The organism is Pseudomonas sp. 22490, from assembly GCF_052044465.1.
Classification (GTDB): domain Bacteria; phylum Pseudomonadota; class Gammaproteobacteria; order Pseudomonadales; family Pseudomonadaceae; genus Pseudomonas; species Pseudomonas aeruginosa.
This window is the reverse complement of sequence record NZ_JBQENS010000023.1, coordinates 19,124-36,494: the sequence shown is the minus strand read 5'-3', so window position 1 is coordinate 36,494 and position 17,371 is coordinate 19,124. Positions and strand designations below refer to the sequence as shown.

Annotated in this window: 18 protein-coding genes; 3 read left to right on the top strand and 15 right to left on the bottom strand. The window is 63.0% G+C overall.

What is annotated here, in order from left to right; all coding sequences use genetic code 11:
* Positions 1-2: 2 nt before the first annotated feature.
* The 4 genes from ACTJJX_RS23160 to dsbD are packed head-to-tail and all read right to left on the bottom strand — an operon-like array spanning position 3 to position 4,368.
* A complete protein-coding gene (locus ACTJJX_RS23160) occupies positions 3-803 on the bottom strand; it encodes a sulfite exporter TauE/SafE family protein (RefSeq protein ID WP_023082235.1) in 801 nt (266 codons plus the stop codon).
* Positions 804-852: 49 nt separating this feature from the next.
* Complete coding sequence (gene dsbG, locus ACTJJX_RS23155) at positions 853-1,656, bottom strand: thiol:disulfide interchange protein DsbG (RefSeq protein ID WP_023082236.1); 804 nt, start codon at positions 1,654-1,656, stop codon at positions 853-855.
* Between the two features lie 7 nt (positions 1,657-1,663).
* Positions 1,664-2,503 (bottom strand): TlpA disulfide reductase family protein, encoded by an 840-nt coding sequence (locus tag ACTJJX_RS23150; protein ID WP_023082237.1) that lies wholly within the window; start codon positions 2,501-2,503, stop codon positions 1,664-1,666.
* Positions 2,500-4,368: a protein-disulfide reductase DsbD gene (gene dsbD, locus ACTJJX_RS23145; RefSeq protein ID WP_031668798.1), complete on the bottom strand. Its 1,869-nt coding sequence runs from the start codon at positions 4,366-4,368 to the stop codon at positions 2,500-2,502. Before dsbD ends, ACTJJX_RS23150 begins: the two co-directional genes overlap by 4 nt.
* A 146-nt stretch (positions 4,369-4,514) precedes the next feature.
* On the opposite strand from dsbD, the gene ACTJJX_RS23140 reads away from it, so the two are divergent.
* Both ACTJJX_RS23140 and ACTJJX_RS23135 read left to right on the top strand, forming a co-directional pair.
* On the top strand, positions 4,515-5,183 hold the full coding sequence (locus ACTJJX_RS23140) for a response regulator (RefSeq protein WP_023082239.1): 669 nt from the start codon (positions 4,515-4,517) through the stop codon (positions 5,181-5,183).
* Entirely contained in the window at positions 5,180-6,508 is a 1,329-nt protein-coding gene (locus ACTJJX_RS23135; RefSeq protein ID WP_023082240.1) for an ATP-binding protein, read from the top strand. Before ACTJJX_RS23140 ends, ACTJJX_RS23135 begins: the two co-directional genes overlap by 4 nt.
* 64 nt (positions 6,509-6,572) lie before the next feature.
* Here the strand turns inward: ACTJJX_RS23135 and trxB are convergent, their stop codons facing one another.
* The 4 genes from trxB to ACTJJX_RS23115 form a co-directional block, all read right to left on the bottom strand.
* Entirely contained in the window at positions 6,573-7,517 is a 945-nt protein-coding gene (gene trxB / locus ACTJJX_RS23130; protein WP_154355075.1) for a thioredoxin-disulfide reductase, read from the bottom strand.
* Between the two features lie 41 nt (positions 7,518-7,558).
* Entirely contained in the window at positions 7,559-8,077 is a 519-nt protein-coding gene (locus ACTJJX_RS23125; protein ID WP_154355076.1) for a carboxymuconolactone decarboxylase family protein, read from the bottom strand.
* A gap of 82 nt (positions 8,078-8,159) precedes the next feature.
* Positions 8,160-8,480, bottom strand: coding sequence for a thioredoxin (gene trxA, locus ACTJJX_RS23120; RefSeq protein WP_023082243.1), 321 nt, complete (start codon positions 8,478-8,480; stop codon positions 8,160-8,162).
* A 234-nt stretch (positions 8,481-8,714) separates the two neighbouring features.
* Positions 8,715-9,050, bottom strand: coding sequence for a DUF1360 domain-containing protein (locus tag ACTJJX_RS23115; protein WP_228381271.1), 336 nt, complete (start codon positions 9,048-9,050; stop codon positions 8,715-8,717).
* Positions 9,051-9,235: 185 nt separating this feature from the next.
* On the opposite strand from ACTJJX_RS23115, the gene ACTJJX_RS23110 reads away from it, so the two are divergent.
* Complete coding sequence (locus tag ACTJJX_RS23110) at positions 9,236-9,919, top strand: ArsR/SmtB family transcription factor (protein ID WP_031668799.1); 684 nt, start codon at positions 9,236-9,238, stop codon at positions 9,917-9,919.
* 122 nt (positions 9,920-10,041) lie between these two features.
* On the opposite strand, the gene ACTJJX_RS23105 is transcribed toward ACTJJX_RS23110, so the two are convergent.
* The 7 genes from ACTJJX_RS23105 to ACTJJX_RS23075 form a co-directional block, all read right to left on the bottom strand.
* Positions 10,042-10,185, bottom strand: coding sequence for a DUF2474 domain-containing protein (locus ACTJJX_RS23105; protein ID WP_079279707.1), 144 nt, complete (start codon positions 10,183-10,185; stop codon positions 10,042-10,044).
* On the bottom strand, positions 10,185-11,192 hold the full coding sequence (gene cydB / locus ACTJJX_RS23100; RefSeq protein ID WP_031668800.1) for a cytochrome d ubiquinol oxidase subunit II: 1,008 nt from the start codon (positions 11,190-11,192) through the stop codon (positions 10,185-10,187). The genes ACTJJX_RS23105 and cydB overlap by 1 nt, the downstream gene beginning before the upstream one ends.
* A 5-nt stretch (positions 11,193-11,197) precedes the next feature.
* Positions 11,198-12,640, bottom strand: a complete 1,443-nt coding sequence (locus ACTJJX_RS23095; protein ID WP_023082247.1) for a cytochrome ubiquinol oxidase subunit I — start codon at positions 12,638-12,640, stop codon at positions 11,198-11,200.
* Positions 12,641-12,744: 104 nt separating this feature from the next.
* Positions 12,745-13,980 carry an MFS transporter gene (locus ACTJJX_RS23090; protein WP_023082248.1) on the bottom strand — a complete coding sequence of 412 codons (1,236 nt, stop codon included), beginning with the start codon at positions 13,978-13,980 and terminating at the stop codon, positions 12,745-12,747.
* Positions 13,981-14,125: 145 nt separating this feature from the next.
* Positions 14,126-15,025, bottom strand: coding sequence for an MBL fold metallo-hydrolase (locus tag ACTJJX_RS23085; protein ID WP_023082249.1), 900 nt, complete (start codon positions 15,023-15,025; stop codon positions 14,126-14,128).
* A gap of 82 nt (positions 15,026-15,107) precedes the next feature.
* Entirely contained in the window at positions 15,108-16,136 is a 1,029-nt protein-coding gene (locus tag ACTJJX_RS23080; protein WP_023082250.1) for an alcohol dehydrogenase, read from the bottom strand.
* Between the two features lie 45 nt (positions 16,137-16,181).
* Positions 16,182-17,360: a MalY/PatB family protein gene (locus ACTJJX_RS23075; RefSeq protein ID WP_023082251.1), complete on the bottom strand. Its 1,179-nt coding sequence runs from the start codon at positions 17,358-17,360 to the stop codon at positions 16,182-16,184.
* Positions 17,361-17,371 lie beyond the last annotated feature (11 nt).

Below are 17,371 nucleotides of genomic sequence, written 5' to 3'. Positions count from 1 at the left end.
GCCTACGAAAAATTGCGGACGACCATCAAGGCCGCGACCAGCACGCATGTCAGGGCGAATCCGCGCTGCAGCTCCCTTGCTGGGATGCGCGGCGCGACCAGTCGCCCGATCCCCATGCCGCCAACCGCCGCGAGCGAGAACGCCCAGGCACCTTGGGTCATGGTGAACCCTTGTGCCCAGGCCATCGAGACGGTTGCCGCAGATATCAGCGCGATCACCATCAACGACGTCGCCACGATGCTATGCACGCGCAGCTCGCTGAAGTAGGTCAGTGCGGGCACGATGATGAAGCCGCCGCCCACTCCCAGCATGCCTGTGGACACGCCAGACACAGCGCCGATCGCGACGAGTGTCAGAAACATCCGCGAGGTCCAGACGAAGCGGCCTGTCTCGGCGGAAACCTGGCACGCCTTGCCAGGAGGCGCGGTTGCCCCGGGCTCCGAGGCGTGGCCTTGCGACGAGCGGAACATGCGGTGGGCCACGATCACCATGACGGCGGCGAATATTGCGGCAAGCCAGGTGTCCGGCAAATGGTGGGCCAGGCGTATTCCCAAGGGAGATGCGACGACCCCCGATGCCGCGAGGACGGCCGCAGCCTTGTAGCGAACAATGCCTTGGCGAAGGCCTTGCAGCGCCCCGACTGCTGCGGCAGCCCCCACCGCGATCAGCGCCACGGGAGCGGCCTGCCGCATGGCCATGCCCAATCCGAAGACCAGGGCCGGCACGGCCAGGATGCCGCCGCCGGCGCCGGTCAGGCCCAATAGCGCGCCGATGAGCACCCCCAGCAGCGCCCCGATCAGCATGGCGCCACCGTCCTGTTGCAGGTTGCCTTTCTCACCTTCGGCCGCGTCATCAGCGAGGACCGAGCACCTCGGCCATGGCCTCTGGGCGGGGCATGCCGTTGTACTTCTTGAGTGCACCGCTCTCATCGCGGACGACGATCCCCGGCGTTCCGCGGAACCCCAGCGTCAGCATGAGCATCTGGTGGTCTTCCAGAATCTTGCGCACGTCGGCCGGGACGGTCTTGGCCGGCGTGATGCCGCCCCGGTCGAACTTGTTCTCGTTCTCCAGCAGCGCCGCGGAGCGGTCAGGCGCACCAAGGATGGCGGCCGCCTTGTTCGGACTGTCCTGGCTGATGATGCCGACCAGCACGTGGCGCAACTGAACCTTGCCGGCATCCACCCAGGGCCGGGCGGCTTCCCAGAAACGATGGCAGTACGGGCAGTTGGCGTCGCTGAACGTGTAGATCACGCGAGGGGCGTCGGCCTTGCCATCGAGCACCCAGGTGGATGACTCCAACTGCGCCCACGCGCGGTCTCCCATGGGCTTGGCGACCAGCTCCTGTAGCTTGGCATCGTCGATCCGATCGCCCTTGGCGTCCAGCCGCGTGCCGACGATGACATGGCCGTCCTTGGTGAGGTAGGCCGCGATCGGCTGGTCGCCCGCGACTGCGGCAAAGGCGCGCACTTCTTTACCCGCGTCGAACTCCGTCATCACGGTCAGGCCCTGATCCTCCAGCGCCTTGACGGCGGGGGGCAGATTGGCGGGCGGAGTATTAGCGGGTGGCGTATTGGCGTTCTCCGCCTGGCTGCAACCCACCATCAGCATGAAGCAGAGCCCGAGAGGGATTCGATAGCGTGTGTGGTGTTGGAACATGGGGCTGTTACTCCTGGTTTGTGCTGTTGGGGCTGGACTCTTGCGCGTAGCGGCGCGTGATGGTGTTCTTGAGGCTGGCCATGGTCAGCTCGCCCATATGCGTATCCACCAAGCGCCCATCGCTATCGAAAAAGAGCGTGGTGGGCAGCCCGCGCGCGCCCATCACCCGCATCGTGTCGGATGCCGGGTCACGCAGCACGTGGTTGAACACCAGTCCTTCTTGTTCGAGAAAACTCTGGATGACCGAGGCCTGCTCGCCTTGGTTGACCATGACGAAGGCGATCCCCGGAAAAACTGACTGCGCTTGCTGTAGTACCGGCATTTCCCTTCGGCACGGGGGGCACCAGGTCGCCCACAAATTGACGACGACAGGCCGACCGGCATACGAATTCAGGGCAATCGGTTGTCCGTCGAGCATGGCCAGTTGCACATCTGGCAAGGGAGGTGCGGAACGCCGCAGCAGCTCGACCACGCCGCCCGCAGCCCCCCACGCCACGATCCCGGCAAAGACACCTGCGAAGACTGGCATCCGCAGCGCCCGGATCGAGCGCGTGCGCCAACCGGCGAACAGCAATGCCGCCAGTAGGCCGGCCCACCATAGGAATCCCCCATCACCGATCGAGATCATTGACCAGGGAGCCTGGGCATAGTCCTTCCACCAGCGCGCGATGTAGCCGAGCCTGGCAGCGATCAAACCTACGAGCAGCGCATCGAGAAGCAGGCTGCCTGCGGCTTTGTAGGGCGAGTCGGGCAACCGGCGCGCCAGCATGCGTGCCACGGTCCAGGCCAGCAAGGCGGAGACGGCGACGATCACCACGTCGATGGAAAACGGGCCAATCCCGATCATGGCGCCCCCGCGGCGTCGAGCCGTTCCAGGAAGCCACCTGCGTGGATTTCGCCGACGACGCGCTGTGCCCGACGTTCCTGGCCATCAGGCCCGACCAGAATCAGCGTGGGCGGCCCTTGCACCTGCCAATGCCTGAGCAGCGCCTGATCTTCCGCGTCGTTGCGGGTCACATCCGGGCGCACGATCTGCACCTGTGCCAGACGGGCGGCCACGGCCGGATTGCCGAAGACATTGCGCTCGATCACGTGGCAACTCACGCACCAGTCGGCATAGAAGTCGATCAACGTCCATTGGCCGCGCGCGCCGGCCTCGGCGATGCGGGCATCCACGTCCGCGGCGGATTTCGCCTGAACGTAGGTCATCTCGGCAGCGGCGGGCGCGGCGGCGGCTCCGCGCAGATGCGCCAGAGGCTGCAAGGCAGACTCTCCGCCTGACGCGGCACCGACGAGCATCAATACGGACCACAGCCCGGCGAACACGGCCACGGAACGCAGCGTCCAGGCCAGCCGATGCCGGGCCGCGACGGCCTGGCCCCAGGCAACCAGGCCGACCGCGATGGACAAGATCCACGCACCCCACAGCACCAGGCTCGCCGTGCCGGGCAGGAACCGGGCCAGCATCATGACCGCCATGCCAACCATGACGTAGCCGAAGATGATCCGCACCCGCTCCATCCACGCGCCGGGCCGCGGGAGGACCCGGGCACCGAACACGGCGATGGCCAGCAGCGGCAGGCCCATTCCCATGCCCAGCGCGAACAGTGCAAGCCCGCCATACAAGGCGCTGCCGGTCTGTCCGATATACAGCAGCGCACCCGCCAGGGGCGCGGTCATGCACGGCCCCACGAGCAACGCCGACAGAAAGCCCAGTGCCGCGGCCCCGGCGATGCGCCCGCCGGTCTTCCCTCTTCCAGCCGATTCGACGCGATTGACCAGGGCCGCCGGCAGGCGCAACTCGAACAGGCCGAACAGCGAGCTTGCCAGGATGAGGAACAGCGCGGCGAAGGCGCCCAACAGCCACGGGGATTGCAACGTGGCCTGGAGGTTGGCGCCGGCGAGTCCGGCCGCCACGCCCACGGCCGCATAGGTTCCCGCCATCGCCAAGACATAGGCCGAGGACAGGAGCAGCGCGCGCCGCGGATTGGCCTGGCTGCCGACGACCAGCGTCGAGACGATGGGGATCATCGGCAGTGTGCAGGGGGTGAACGCCAGCAGCAAGCCGAAACCGAAGAACAACAGGGTTCCGGCCACCGGCCCGAGCGTCGCGAGCTTCTGCGCCGCAGCCTGATCCTCGGCCATATCCAACGCGGCACCGGCATCGTCCGGTTTGGCGGTCGGCATCGTCGGCGATGACGCTTGAGGGCTGGCGACATCAGCCGCCGGCGACAAGGTTGTGCCGTTCGCAGGTGGAGACGGAATGCTCGCTACGGCGGGAAGCGTCACCGCGATTGTTTGGGGCGGATAGCAGATGCCCGCCTCGGCACACCCTTGCCAGTGCAGCGTCAGCGGGCCGGAAACCGTTGACGGCCAGCGAAGGCGGAGCGCATCGCCCGTATAGATTTCGGTGTCGCCAAAAAATTCATCATGCTTGGGCGTTCCAGCAGGCAGACTCAGGTCGATTTCTTGGCCCTGTCCATCGACCAACTTGATGGAGTGCCGATAGACGTAGTAGTCATCGGCGATACGTCCTTCCATCGAAAAGGCATCGCCCTGCTGTTGTACCGGGCGAAGCTGGAGCACCTCGGCGACGTCCAGAAACTGCGGATCATTGCTGGCCCAAGGGAGCAGGCTGGAATTCGCCCACGCAACGCCGATCGCAGAGCAACATATCAACAAGGCCGCGAGTACGCGCCGGTATAGGGACAAATCGAATCCTCCAAGCAAGGTCACTTGGAATGATGCGGCTGTCCGATTAAGCGAAACTAAAGTGGACGGGCACCCATTTCATTCGCTGACACACCCGTAACTCTTGGCCTAACATGCTATTTCGGTGAGAGTGAAATGGAGCAGCAATGCGGGTGTTACTGGTCGAGGATGATGAGCTGATCGGCAAGGGGATCGTGGCAGGCCTGCGCAAGCACGGCATTGAGGTTCATCACGCCTGTACCGCGCACGAAGCGGAGGCCATGCAGAAGGAAAACACCTTCCACGCCCTGGTGCTCGATCTCGGCCTTCCCGACCGCGATGGCATGGACCTGCTGGCCAGCATGCGGGCGTTTGAACCTCATCTTCCCGTGTTAATTCTCACCGCGCGCGACGCGATCGAGCACCGGCTGAAGGGCCTGCACGGCGGGGCGGACGACTACGTGGTCAAGCCATTCGATCTGCGCGAACTCGCGGCCAGACTGCATGCGCTGGTCAGGCGAACTCAGGGCCGCGCCGCCCAGGTCATCGTCGCCGGCCCCTTGCGCCTGGAGCCGGAGAGCGGGCTGGCTTGGCTTCATGGCGAGTCCGTCACGTTGTCGCGCCGGGAGGTCGATCTTCTCGCACACCTCGCCAGTGCGGATGGCCGCTGGGTGTCGCCGGACTTCCTCAATGAACGCATCTACGGGCTCTGCGAGGAAGTCAGCAGCAACGCCATCAACGTGCATATCCACAACATCCGGCGCAAGCTGGGAGCCGAAGCGATCGAGACCTCGCGCGGGCTGGGCTACCGCCTGGGATGGAGGCCTTCATCATGAGCCTGCGTCTTCGGGCGGTGTTGATCGCGAGCCTCTCGCTGATCCTGCTGTGGGTGGTCGCCGCCGCCCTGATGATGCGCGGTGTTCATTCCAATCTCGACCGGACCCTCGATGGACGCCTGGCCATGTCCGCGCGCATGGTTTCGGGGCTGCTCGAACGTGCGGCGCTGGCCCCGAACGCCGCCCCATCCGGCTTCACCGAGGCGGTGCGCGTCAGCGGCAAGGAAGGCATTGCATGCGAAATCCGGTCGCTGCAAGGTGAGGTTCTGGCAAGAACGACCACTGGGCCGCATTCGGAGTTCGAGTCCCTACCGGCCGGCTTCAGCACTCGGGAAGTATTGGGGCACCAGTGGCGGGTGTATGTCCTGCGTGCCAATGGCTACCAGATCACTACGGCAGATCGCGTCGATCAGCGGGACACCTTGATCAACGATCTGCTGTACGCCGCTGGCGTGCCATTTCTGATTGCCTTTCTGGGGGGGCTGGTTGCACTTTGGATCGGTATCGGGCGGGGGCTGGCGCCCTTGAAAGCCCTGTCGCAGCAACTACGCGACAAGCACGCGGACGACACGTCACCGATCGCGGTGGATCATTCGCCGTCGGAACTGCGACCGGTGCTGGACGCCATGAACGGCCTTCTGCGGCGCTTGGCGCGGGCGCTCTCGAACCAACGGGCATTCACGGATGCTGCAGCACACGAGCTGCGCACCCCGTTGACGGTGATCGACACCCATCTTCAAGTGGCGCGGGTCAGCGAGGGAGAAGACGTCGGGTCTTCGCTGGACAGTGCGGACCAAGGCGTGAAGCGCCTGCGGCGCACGTTGGACCAGATGATGGTGCTGGCACGCGCCGAAGCACCGATCCATGACGGTGACGAGTGCGCTTCGGTCATGGATGTAGTCCACGGCATCATCGAGCGTAGCGGCGACGATGCTGGCGGGCGGCTGACGCTGCTGACCGAGGGTAGTGACGCGGGCAGCCCCATTCCACGATCCATGCTGGAGATCGCGATCCGCAACCTGGTGGACAACGCATTGCGTTACTCGCCACCGGACAGCGCCGTCGAGTTGCGGGTACGCTTCGATGCCTCGGCGCGGGCCTGCCTGCTGGAAGTGGCGGACCGTGGTCCAGGCCTGAGCGCGGAGCAGACCACGCAAATCGGACAACGCTTTTGGCGCGGCGACCAGGGGCGTCAGCGCAGCGACGGTGCTGGCTTGGGTATTTCGATCGTCCGCGCCATCGTCGAACGCTTCGGCGGGCGGCTGGAGATGATGCCCAGAGACAACGGCGGCCTGGTCGCCGAGCTTCTCGTTCCGTTGCGCTGAGCAAACGGCTCCGGCAGAGCCGCCTCCCATAGCCAGGCGGTTCTACCGGACGTTCCCGATGCCTCTATGCCGGGCTCAGAAAACGCTCTGCATCGAGTGCCGCCATGCAACCGAAGCCAGCCGAGGTGATGGCTTGTCGGTAGTGCTGGTCGGCGACGTCGCCGGCGGCGAACACGCCTTCCACCGAGGTCTGGGTGGCGTTGCCGCCCAGGCCGGCGCGGATCTCCAGGTAGCCGTTGTTCATCGCCAGCTGGCCGTCGAACAGGCTGGTGTTGGGATGGTGGCCGATGGCGACGAAGAAGCCATGGGCCTCGATGTCCCGAGTGCTGCCGTCGATCACCGACTTCACCCGCACGCCGGTGACGCCGGCGTCATTGCCAAGCACCTCGTCCACCTGATGGTGCCAGACGGTCTCGATCCTGCCGGCCTCGACCTTGGCGAACAGCTTGTCCTGCATGATCTTCTCCGCGCGCAGGGTGTCGCGGCGATGCACCAGGTAGACCTTGCGGGCGATGTTGGACAGGTACAGCGCCTCTTCCACGGCGGTGTTACCGCCGCCGACCACAACCACGTCCTGGTCCTTGTAGAAGAATCCGTCGCAGGTGGCGCAGGCGGACACGCCGCGGCCCTTGAACGACTCCTCGGACGGGATGCCCAGGTACTTGGCGGTGGCGCCGGTGGCGATGACCAGCGCGTCGCAAGTGTACTCGGCGCTGTCGCCGACCAGTCGGAACGGCCGCTGCGACAGGTCGGCGGTATGGATATGGTCAAACACCACCTCGGTGTCGAAGCGCTCGGCATGGGCCTGCATACGCGCCATCAGGTCCGGGCCCATAAGGCCGTGGGCATCGCCGGGCCAGTTGTCCACCTCGGTGGTGGTCATCAGTTGGCCGCCCTGCTGCAGGCCGGTGATCACCAGGGGCTTCAGGTTGGCGCGGACGGCGTAGACCGCGGCGGTCCAGCCAGCGGGACCGGAGCCGAGAATGATGAGTTGGCGATGTGTTTTCATGGCTGTAATAAGTGATCCATATAAGTGGCTGACCGAAGCACTCAGATTGCGAGAGCGACCAGAAAGCGGGACACCATGTTGTATGCAGCGACCGTCGCAACGGCTTCGACAGTCTGCTGCTCCCCAAAGAGTTCCTTGAGCTTCTCGATGACAACTTCATCCACTTCGACATTGCGGGTGGATTGGTCCGTCAGTTCGAGCAGCGCTCGCTCCTTGTTATCGAATAGCGAGGAAATACCATCGGCACGCAGGACATCGCATTTCTGCTGCGTGCCTCCGGCTTGCAGGTAGGCGGGCTGGTGAACATTCCACTCGAATTCGGCTCGGTTGAGCACCGCCACGCGACACATGATGAGTTCACGGTATTCGAGCGGGAGCTCAAACTCCGCTCGCACGCGACCGAGCAAGCCGTTCCAGCCCATTGCGAGCGGGAAGCTTTTGAGCAGTACGCGGTCAATGCCGATCAGCTCGCCATTCGGGCGACGCGCCCGCATGCTTTGCAGAAGCTCGGCTGGGGCTTCATCGCCGTCTTGCCACGGTTTCACTCTGAAATGGGGCATTGGTGCTTCTCTCTTGGGAGTGCTCGGGATCTACATGCGTATGGCGGCCCGGGCGGTGATGCGAGCGGCCGGGCCACGACGGTCAACGAAGATGGTTGTTGATGAAGCGGATGACGTTGGGCTTCGGGGCAGCGCCGGTCAGCCGGTCAACCACCTGCCCATCCTTGAACAGCAACACGGTCGGGATGCTCTGCACGCCGTACCGGCCCGCCAATTCCGGCGAACCATCGATATCGACTTCACCGAACTGCGCGGTGCCTTGCATGTCCTGCGCCACGTCCTTGAAGACCGGGGACATCACCCTGCAGGGACCACACCATTCCGCCCAAAAGCGGACCGCGTATAGACCGGGCGATTGACCGAGCGCGGTATCGAAATTCTCGTTTGTCAGTTCTTGAAGCATGGGTTGGGGCTCCTGAGTTGCGAAAGAATCACCGGCACGGCCGGCGCGGGACACTTGGAAGAGAACCGCGGTGACGCGGCAGGGATGGACGTAACCGGCGGGTTGCGGGCACGGGCCGCGCCATTGCAACTGGAAGCCGGGGAGATATCTGCTGGCCGAATCATCATTGGGGGATGTCTGAAGCATGAAACCAACTCCTGAATTGCTGGCGCGGGATGCGGCTACGGCGGTCGGTTACTTGGGCGCAAACATCTCCTTGAGTTCCTTGTCGCGTACCTTCTTGGCCATCCCGGTGAGCAGCACCTTGAACATCAGCCCGCTGACCAACGTGGACAGCGTCAGGCTGAAGAACGCAGCGACGATCCAATCCACCAGCACCAAGCCACTGCTGGTGATGGTGGGGCGGAAGATGGCAATGCCCAGGAACACAACCCAGTGGCTGATGCAGAAGAAGCACTGGAACAAGTGGCCGGTCATATGGCCGACTTTTTGCGCCCAGTTGCGCAAGGGGGCGAACAACTCGCCCTGGGTGATGGAAACCGAAATGCTGCTGGTCGCCAGGGCGAGCACGAAGCAGGTCCATAGCGAATCCCATGTGGCAGGCGTAAGCACTGTGCCCATATTCAAAACTCCAGAACGGCTGATCCAAGGGGCCTTGTGCCAGCCGATTCGGTGGCCAAGAACAAGGAAATAAGCACATCACACTATCATTCAATCAATTGCTTGAATGATAGTGTGATGGTATGGTGATGTCAATGAACCCGCATTTGCATCCCGACGGCGTCAGCCGTCTCGACCCATTGGCCGAGGTCGCCAAGACCTTGGGGCATCCGCATCGCCTGGCGCTGCTGGAGCAGATCGTGCGTGGTGAGCGGTCGGTCGAGAAACTGGCCGAGCTGACCGGGATATCGGTGGCGAACGCTTCGCAGCACCTCCAGCACCTGAAGCGTGCTGGCTGTGTCCAGACCCGGCGGGATGGCAAGCACATGCTGTATCGCCTGGGGCCAGGGCCACTGGCCGCCGTCGTCTCGGCATTGCACGACTATGTGGCGTTCCAGCACGCCCGCATCCGCGAAGCCATTACGGACAGTCGGCAGCGGCCGCAGGAGATGGAGTCCGTCTCCATTGACAGCCTGCTTGACCGTCTGGAAGAAGGAGCGGTCGTGCTGCTGGATATCCGCGACGGTGGCGAGTTCGCACAGGCCCATCTGCCAGGTGCGATCAACATTCCGCTGGAGCAACTGGCGGATCGCGTCGGAGAACTGTCCCGAGGAACAGAGGTGGTGGCCTACTGCCGCGGCCCCTATTGCGTGTTGTCGATGCAGGCCGTCACCATCCTGCAAACCCTCGGTGTGCAGGCCACAGCGCTGGCCGGCGGCGTGCCGGAATGGCGGGCGGCAGGCTTGCCGCTACAAACCGCCGTTGATGCGGCACCGTAGTCCAGCTCAGCGCGCCGCCTTCCGCGCCGCGCCGTGGCGGCCAACTGTCCATCGGCAGAGCGACGTTTTGGAGTGGCCCGGCATAGTCTGAAGCATTGCGCTCCAATGCCGGCTCTCTACCGCTATGGCGTGCTTAAACCGACGGCCTGCATAACCTGTCGCAGAAGGTAGGACAAAACACCCAGGCTCAGCACGCTTGCCGACCAGATGGCAATCAGCCACAGCACGCGCTGCCATAAGGGTCTTTTTCCCTCGGATCTGGGCATCAGTGATACCCCTGTCCCAGCTTTACCTTGCCTCTGAAGACGTAGTAGCTCCACGCCGTGTAGACCAGAATGATCGGAATGATGAAAAGCGCGCCCACGAGCGTGAAACCCTGGCTTTGAGGTGGAGCGGCGGCTTGCCAGAGGGTGAGCGACCCCGGAACGATGTTGGGCCACAAGCTGATGATCAGGCCAGTGAATCCCAGGAAGATCATGGCCAAGGTCAGCAGGAAGGGCTTTGCGTGATCACCTCTCGACGCCGAGCGAAGCAGAAAGTAAAAGGCGGTCAACACCAGGATCGGAACGGGGAGGAACCAAAAGAAGTTGGGCAGGCTGAACCATCGATCGGCGATGCTTGGCTCGGCAAGTGGCGTCCACAGACTCACGATACCGATCGCCGCCAGAAGCAGGACGGCCAACGGTCGAGCAATCCGGTGCATTTTTTGTTGCAGAGGCCCCTCTGTTTTCAGAATGAGCCATGTGCAGCCAAGCAAAGCATATGCCGCGATCAGCGCCACCCCGGTAAACAGGGGGAACGGCGAAAGCCAGGCGAGCGAGTCGCCGGCAAATGCGCGATTCTGAACCGGAACGCCATTGATAAATGCGCCTAGCGTCACGCCCTGAAAAAAGGTGGCGATGAGAGATCCTCCAATGAAGGCTTTATCCCAAATATGGCGCTTGTGGTCCTTGGCCTTGAAGCGGAACTCGAAAGCCACGCCTCTAAAGACAAGTCCCAGCAGCATGAACATCAAGGGAAGATAAAAGGCGCTGAGAATCACCGAATACGCCAGCGGGAACGCTGCATAAAGACCCGCGCCCCCCAGCACCAGCCAGGTTTCGTTGCCATCCCAGACCGGAGCGACGCTGTTCATCATCGCGTCCCGTTCGGCCTTGTCCCGGACGAATGGAAAGAGGATGCCAATGCCGAGATCAAAGCCATCCATGACGACGTACATCATCACCCCAAAGACGATGATCACAGCCCATATGATCGACAGATCGACGCCCACCATCTTCATGCCCTCCCGTTGTGTTCGGCATTCATCGGATCGCCTTCCAGGCCGTTTTCCGCAGCAGATAGCGGTCGTGCGGGCGTGCGTGACGTGCCGGGGCCCCCGTGCTCCGCTCCCGCGCCTTCGCCCATCGCCGGCCCCTTGCGTACCAAGCGCAGAACGTAGCCTGTGCCGGCTCCGAACACAGCAAAGTAGACGATCACGAACAAGGCCAGAGACAATCCCAACTGGTTGGCGCTGTGCGCGGAAACGCCATCCGCGGTCCGCATCAATCCGTAGACTACCCAAGGTTGGCGCCCGACCTCGGTTGTGATCCAGCCCGCGAGAATCGCGATCAGCCCGGACGGCCCCATCCACAGGCAGAAACGCAGGAACGCTCGCGATTCATACAGCTTTTTATTCCAGCGCAAAAAGACACTCCAAAGACCTGCAAGTATCATCAATAAGCCCAAGGCCACCATGATTCGGAACGACCAGAATACGATCGTGGAGTTTGGACGATCCTCTGGCTTGAACTCCTTGAGCGCCGGAACCTGTTTGGACAAGGAATGGGTAAGGATCAGGCTCCCGAGATATGGCACTTTCACACTGAAGCGGGTTTCCTCGCGCTGCATATCGGGCCAGCCAAAAAGCGTCAGTGGCGTTGATTCCCCCGGGGTATTGGACCAGTGCCCTTCGATGGCGGCAATCTTTGCGGGTTGATGCTCCAGTGTGTTGAGTCCATGCAGGTCGCCGAGCAGAAGCTGCAATGGCGCCACGAAGACAGCCATCCACAGCGCCATGGAAAACATCTTTCGGATGGCGGGGTTCGTGCTGCCGCGCAGCAGGTGCCATGCCGCAGACGCACCGACAAAGAACGCCGTGGCAAGGAATGCGGCCGTCGACATGTGCGCCAAGCGGTACGGGAACGAAGGGTTGAATACAACCGCGAACCAATCTACTGGGATGACACGCCCATCCATCAGCTCGAAGCCCTGCGGGGTCTGCATCCAGCTATTGGAGGAAAGAATCCAGAAGGTCGACACCAGTGTGCCAATCGCCACCATGATCGTAGAGAAAAAATGCAAGCCGGGTCCGACGCGGTTCCATCCGAAGAGCATGACGCCCAGAAAGCCCGCTTCCAGGAAGAATGCGGTCAGCACCTCGTATGCCAGCAGAGGGCCAGTAACGGAACCTGCGAAATCCGAAAAGGCACTCCAGTTCGTACCGAACTGATAGGCCATTACCAGCCCAGACACAACGCCCATGCCGAAGTTGACGGCGAATATCTTCGACCAGAAGTGATAGAGATCCCGATAGGTCTGGGTTCCCGTCTTCAGCCACAGTCCTTCCAGAACGGCGAGATAACTGGCCAAGCCGATCGTGATGGCCGGGAATAGGATGTGGAAAGAAATGGTGAAGGCGAATTGGATTCGCGCGAGTTCCAGAGCGTCTAGGCCTAGCATGGCAAAACCTCAGTTCGTATCCTGAAATCAAAGAGCGCTGCCTTTACTCGGTATTCAAAGGCAGTCGCCGGGGTGCATGTCTGCATAGGGTGCCGCACACACATCTACCCTTGACCAACAGCGTTGTGCTTGTTCCCGCTTGGCGCGGCAAACAGAGCGACCAGAGCTATCGCGAGCGGAACGAACGACACCCACAAGACGGTGTACCAGTCGTAGGCCGCCAGAAGACTGCCTGAGGCAAAAGAGCCCACCGCCATGGTGCCGAATACGATGAAGTCGTTGAGAGACTGCACCCGTGTCTTTTCTTCAGGACGATGGCATTCCAGCACCAAAGCAGAGGCGCCGATGAAACCAAAATTCCAGCCTATGCCCAGTAGGACCAGGGTGAGCCAGAAATGGGCGACATCGACTCCCAGCAACCCCACGGCGGCGGACAGCCCGGTAAGCAGCAGGCCTGCAACGACGACACGACCAGCGCCGAAGCGCGTGATCAGTCGCCCTGTGAAAAAGCTAGGGGCATACATGGCAATGACGTGCCACTGCAGACCCAGATTGGAGCTTTCCTGCGAGTGTCCGCACATCTGCATCGCCAATGGCGCGGCCGTCATCAGGAAGTTCATCAGCATGTAGGAAACCGCGCCGCAAATGGCGGCGATGATGAACAACGGTTGGCGCGCGATGGTGCCCAGCGGCCGACCTCCCGCGACCTCCGCGGCGGAAGGCATGGGCAGGCGCACGCCGTACAGGACGATGGCCGATAGCGCCGCCACGATCGCCTGGGCGACGAACGTGGCTGCGAACATATGCGCTGGCCAAAGGTACATGGTGTGGGTGACCAACTGCGGTCCCACGACCCCCGCCACCACGCCACCTCCCATCACGAAGGACAACGCCCGTGCCCGCCGCGGTGCGGCGACACCATCCGCTGCTGCGAAGCGGAACGACAACACCACCGCCGCATAGGCGCCGCCAAAGAAGGTGGCCAGGCAGAACAGCCAGAACGATCCCAGCATGACTGCCAACGCTGCCAGCAGCCCGGTCAGCACCCCTCCGCCTGTGCCGGCAAGAAAAGCCGCACGACGGCCATGACGTCTGGCGATGGCTCCCGCCGGAAGGATGCAAGCGGCCATGCCGACCACGAAGATGGAAATCGGCAGCGTAGCCAGCGCCTTGCTCGGTGCCAGCATATGGCCAATGATCGCGCCCGTGGCATAGACCACCACCGAATTGGCTCCGGCCAACGCCTGAGCCACGGTGAGCCGGATGATGTTGCCGCGTTGATCGCGTTCGGAGAGTTCAAGCGTGGGGGTGTTCGATACGACGGCGTGGGGACTTGGCATGGGCGACTCGGGGGTAGATCAAGAATCCAGTCAATAGAAGTGGCGAAACACCGCCTTGTGCCAAGCGGCTGTACAAGGGGTGTTTCGCATGGTTCATGCAACGTGTCGCGGCATTCATGAACCTGGGGAATGCCGATGGGCGGGGCTAGAACGTATAGCTTTGCCCGTCTTCGGGAATCAGCACGCGCTTCGGGTCGAGTTGCTTCTCGGCGATGAACTCGGCCAGTTCCTTGCGTGATTGGGTGGCATGGCTCAGCGCATCCATATGGCTTGCAATGATGTAGGCGGTGGGTGCGGCCCTGCTCGCTTTGAGGAGATCTTCCTTGCCCATGATGATGGCGCCGTCCAGGCCCTTGAAGCGCACGTAGCCGGTGTTCAGGACGATGACTTCCGGCCTGTAGGTCGCCAGTGCGGTCTCAACGTGCCGGTTCCACACCGTATCGCCAGCGAGGTAGAGCGTTTTGAATCCAGGGCGCTGGAACACCACGCCGGACACTTTGCCGAGCTGTGGGCCGCGCACGGCCATGGCGGCATCGCTGCCATGCTGGCCGCTGGTTTTCGTCAGGCGCACGCCATTGAACTCGGTGCCCTCGCCGAATACACGGACATCGCGGAATCCGGCCTCCCGGATTTTTTCGGCATCCTCGGGATTCTGCGCAAAGATGGGTATGTCCTTGGGGATGTGCTTCTTTGCCGCTTCGTCCCAATGGTCGAAATGCAGGTGGGTGACGATGACCGCATCGGCTTCGATCACCTTGTCGATGCTGGTGGGGAGATCGACGCGCGGGTTGCGCAGGTGGTCGTTGAAGGCACCCGGCGCGGTGGGATAGGTTTCCTTCTCCGCCAGCATCGGGTCGATCAGGAAAGTGGTGTCGCCATAGCTGACCTTGACGGTCGCATTGCGGATTTGCTCGAAGCTGACGGGATGAGCGCCTTGGGCCGCCACTGTCCCTGATTCGGTCTGCGTGCCAAGTGCCGCGCAGGCTGAAAGGGAAACGGCGGCGATGATGCCAAAGAGTTTTGGTGCGAGAGATCGTAAAGACATGGAAGCCTCCGGTGGATATCGTTCGGGAAAAGGCTCGCAGAGCCTATCTGGCAAGCATTAATTGAAACTTTGGGCGCATGCCTCAGTGGGACTGATTCATGGTCAGCACCATGCGGAACTTGACGTCGCCGGATTTCATCCGCACGTAGGCGTCCTGGGCGTCTTCCAGGGGCATGGTTTCGATCCAGGGGCGCACGTCCGCCAGAACGCTGAAACTCAGGGTCTTCTCGTTGTCGTAAGGCGTGCCGGTGATCGAGCCCAGGATGCTGCGCTGCCCGCCGACCAGCAGGCCGGCGGGCACCAGCAGGGGCTCCTTGCCGGGGTTGAGCACGACAAGCCGCCCTTCGGGCGCCAGGCCAGCCAGCAGCGCCGATACCGTCTCCGCGTGGTCGATCATCGTGACGATGGCGCGCGCGCCACCCATGCTCTTGAGCCTGGCTGCCGCGTCTTCCTCACGGGTGTCGATGTAGAGGTGAGCCCCCAGCGTCAGCGCGTCTTCCGCGATGTCGCGGCCTCGTCCGATGGCGATGACCTTGAACCCCATCCTTCGTGCGTACTGAAGCGCCATGTGCCCCAGGCCGCCGATGCCCAGGATGGCCACCGTATCGCCAGCCTCTGCGCCGCATTTCTTGAGCGCGTTGAAGGTGGCGATGCCTGCGCACAGGATCGGGGCGGCTTCATCGGCGTCGAGTTCGTCTGGAATCGAAACCAATCCCGTGGCGCGTGCCAGCATCATCTCGGCGTAGCCGCCATCGCAGGTGGCGCCGAGGACGGGCTGGTTCTGGCAGAGCTGGAAGCGGCCCTGGCGGCACTGGACGCACTCGCCACAATGACCACCCAAGCGGCCCACGCCCACGCGCTGCCCCACTTTCCAGTTGGACGGGGTGTGCTCGCCGAGCGCCGCGATGCGCCCGACCACTTCATGACCAGGTACGCGCGGCGGTTGCAGCGTGGGATCGGCGCGTTCGATGTCGCCGGTATCGGCACCGCAGATACCGCAGGCTTCGACCTCGATCAGTACCTCTCCGACGCCGGGCGCAGGCGTCGGGCGCTCCGCCAGTTCAAGGACGCCAGGCCGGGTTACTTGCATCGCACGATAGGTAGTCTTCATGGTCATTGCTCCAAACTTTGTTGTCGTTGAAATAGGCAGGCGGCTTCAGGAAAGGGCCGAGGCCAGGCGGTGCAGTGCCTCGTCGACCACGCTGCGAGGGCAGGCCAGGTTGATGCGCATGAAACCTTCACCGGGTGCGCCGAACTTGTGTCCGGGGTCGAGCCAGAGTCGGGCGCGCCGCAGCAGGAAGTCATGCAGTTCGACCGGTGGCATGCCGAGTGCTCTGAAGTCCACCCACGCCAGGTAGAGCGCGTCGGTCGGCGTGATGGTCAGGGGCAGCCCCAGCGCGGTGACCTGCGCGGCAAAGTAGCGCTGGTTGCCGCGCACGTAGTCGAGCATGGCGTCGACCCACGGCTCGCCATGCCGGTACGCCGCCTCACAGGCCGCCGTGCCCATCGTGTTGACGAGGAACACGCCGTTGCGCTCGCACTGCGTCCAAAAACGCTGCCGGTGGCGTGCGTTGGGAATGAAGATGTTGGCGCAGGACAGGCCGGCGATGTTGAACGTCTTGCTGGGCGCGGTGCAGACGATGGTGTTGAGCGCGACCCCGTCATCCAGCATCGCCAGCGGTACATGCCGTCGGCCCTCGCCGAACACCAGGTCCTGATGCACTTCGTCGGAGACGATCAGGATGCCATGACGCTCGCAGATCGCCGCCATCGACAGCAGTTCCTCGCGCGTCCAGACATTGCCGGTCGGGTTGTGCGGGTTGCACAAAATGAACAGCCGGGTGTTCGGCTGGATGGCGGCCTCGAAGACCTCGGGATCGTAGCGATAGCGTCCAGCTTCCAGCGTCAGCGGCGCCAGGGCCAAGCGACGGCCGTTGTTGACCACATCGTGCAGGAAGTGGAAGTAGACGGGGGTCTGTACCAGCACGTGGTCGCCCGGCTGTGTGAACGCCTGAACCGCCATGTTGAGCGCGCTGATGACGCCCGGGGACTGCACCAGCCATTCCGGGCGGGCCTGCCAGCCGAAGCGGCGCATTTGCCAGTCCACGGCGGCTTCACGGTAGCTGTCCGGCGTACCGCCGTAACCGAGTACCCCCATCTCCACCTGCTCGCGCAGGGCATCGAGGATCGGCGGCGCCACCCGGAAATCCATGTCGGCCACCCACATCGGTAGCGGGTCGGCGGCCCGCTGTTCGGGCGTGAGGAACTGGCGACCATGCTCCCATTTCATGGAGTTGGTGCCGCGCCTGTCGATGACCTCGTCGAAATCGAACATCAATGCTTCCT

Bases quoted from the DNA above. Each gene is read 5' to 3' on its own strand.
- ACTJJX_RS23160 (WP_023082235.1), bottom strand. From the start codon at position 803: ATGCTGATCGGGGCGCTGCTGGGGGTGCTCATCGGCGCGCTATTGGGC.
- dsbG (WP_023082236.1), bottom strand. From the start codon at position 1,656: ATGTTCCAACACCACACACGCTATCGAATCCCTCTCGGGCTCTGCTTC.
- ACTJJX_RS23150 (WP_023082237.1), bottom strand. From the start codon at position 2,503: ATGATCGGGATTGGCCCGTTTTCCATCGACGTGGTGATCGTCGCCGTC.
- ACTJJX_RS23140 (WP_023082239.1), top strand. From the start codon at position 4,515: ATGCGGGTGTTACTGGTCGAGGATGATGAGCTGATCGGCAAGGGGATC.
- ACTJJX_RS23135 (WP_023082240.1), top strand. From the start codon at position 5,180: ATGAGCCTGCGTCTTCGGGCGGTGTTGATCGCGAGCCTCTCGCTGATC.
- trxB (WP_154355075.1), bottom strand. From the start codon at position 7,517: ATGAAAACACATCGCCAACTCATCATTCTCGGCTCCGGTCCCGCTGGC.
- ACTJJX_RS23125 (WP_154355076.1), bottom strand. From the start codon at position 8,077: ATGCCCCATTTCAGAGTGAAACCGTGGCAAGACGGCGATGAAGCCCCA.
- trxA (WP_023082243.1), bottom strand. From the start codon at position 8,480: ATGCTTCAAGAACTGACAAACGAGAATTTCGATACCGCGCTCGGTCAA.
- ACTJJX_RS23110 (WP_031668799.1), top strand. From the start codon at position 9,236: ATGAACCCGCATTTGCATCCCGACGGCGTCAGCCGTCTCGACCCATTG.
- ACTJJX_RS23105 (WP_079279707.1), bottom strand. From the start codon at position 10,185: ATGCCCAGATCCGAGGGAAAAAGACCCTTATGGCAGCGCGTGCTGTGG.
- ACTJJX_RS23095 (WP_023082247.1), bottom strand. From the start codon at position 12,640: ATGCTAGGCCTAGACGCTCTGGAACTCGCGCGAATCCAATTCGCCTTC.
- ACTJJX_RS23090 (WP_023082248.1), bottom strand. From the start codon at position 13,980: ATGCCAAGTCCCCACGCCGTCGTATCGAACACCCCCACGCTTGAACTC.
- ACTJJX_RS23085 (WP_023082249.1), bottom strand. From the start codon at position 15,025: ATGTCTTTACGATCTCTCGCACCAAAACTCTTTGGCATCATCGCCGCC.
- ACTJJX_RS23080 (WP_023082250.1), bottom strand. From the start codon at position 16,136: ATGAAGACTACCTATCGTGCGATGCAAGTAACCCGGCCTGGCGTCCTT.
- ACTJJX_RS23075 (WP_023082251.1), bottom strand. From the start codon at position 17,360: ATGTTCGATTTCGACGAGGTCATCGACAGGCGCGGCACCAACTCCATG.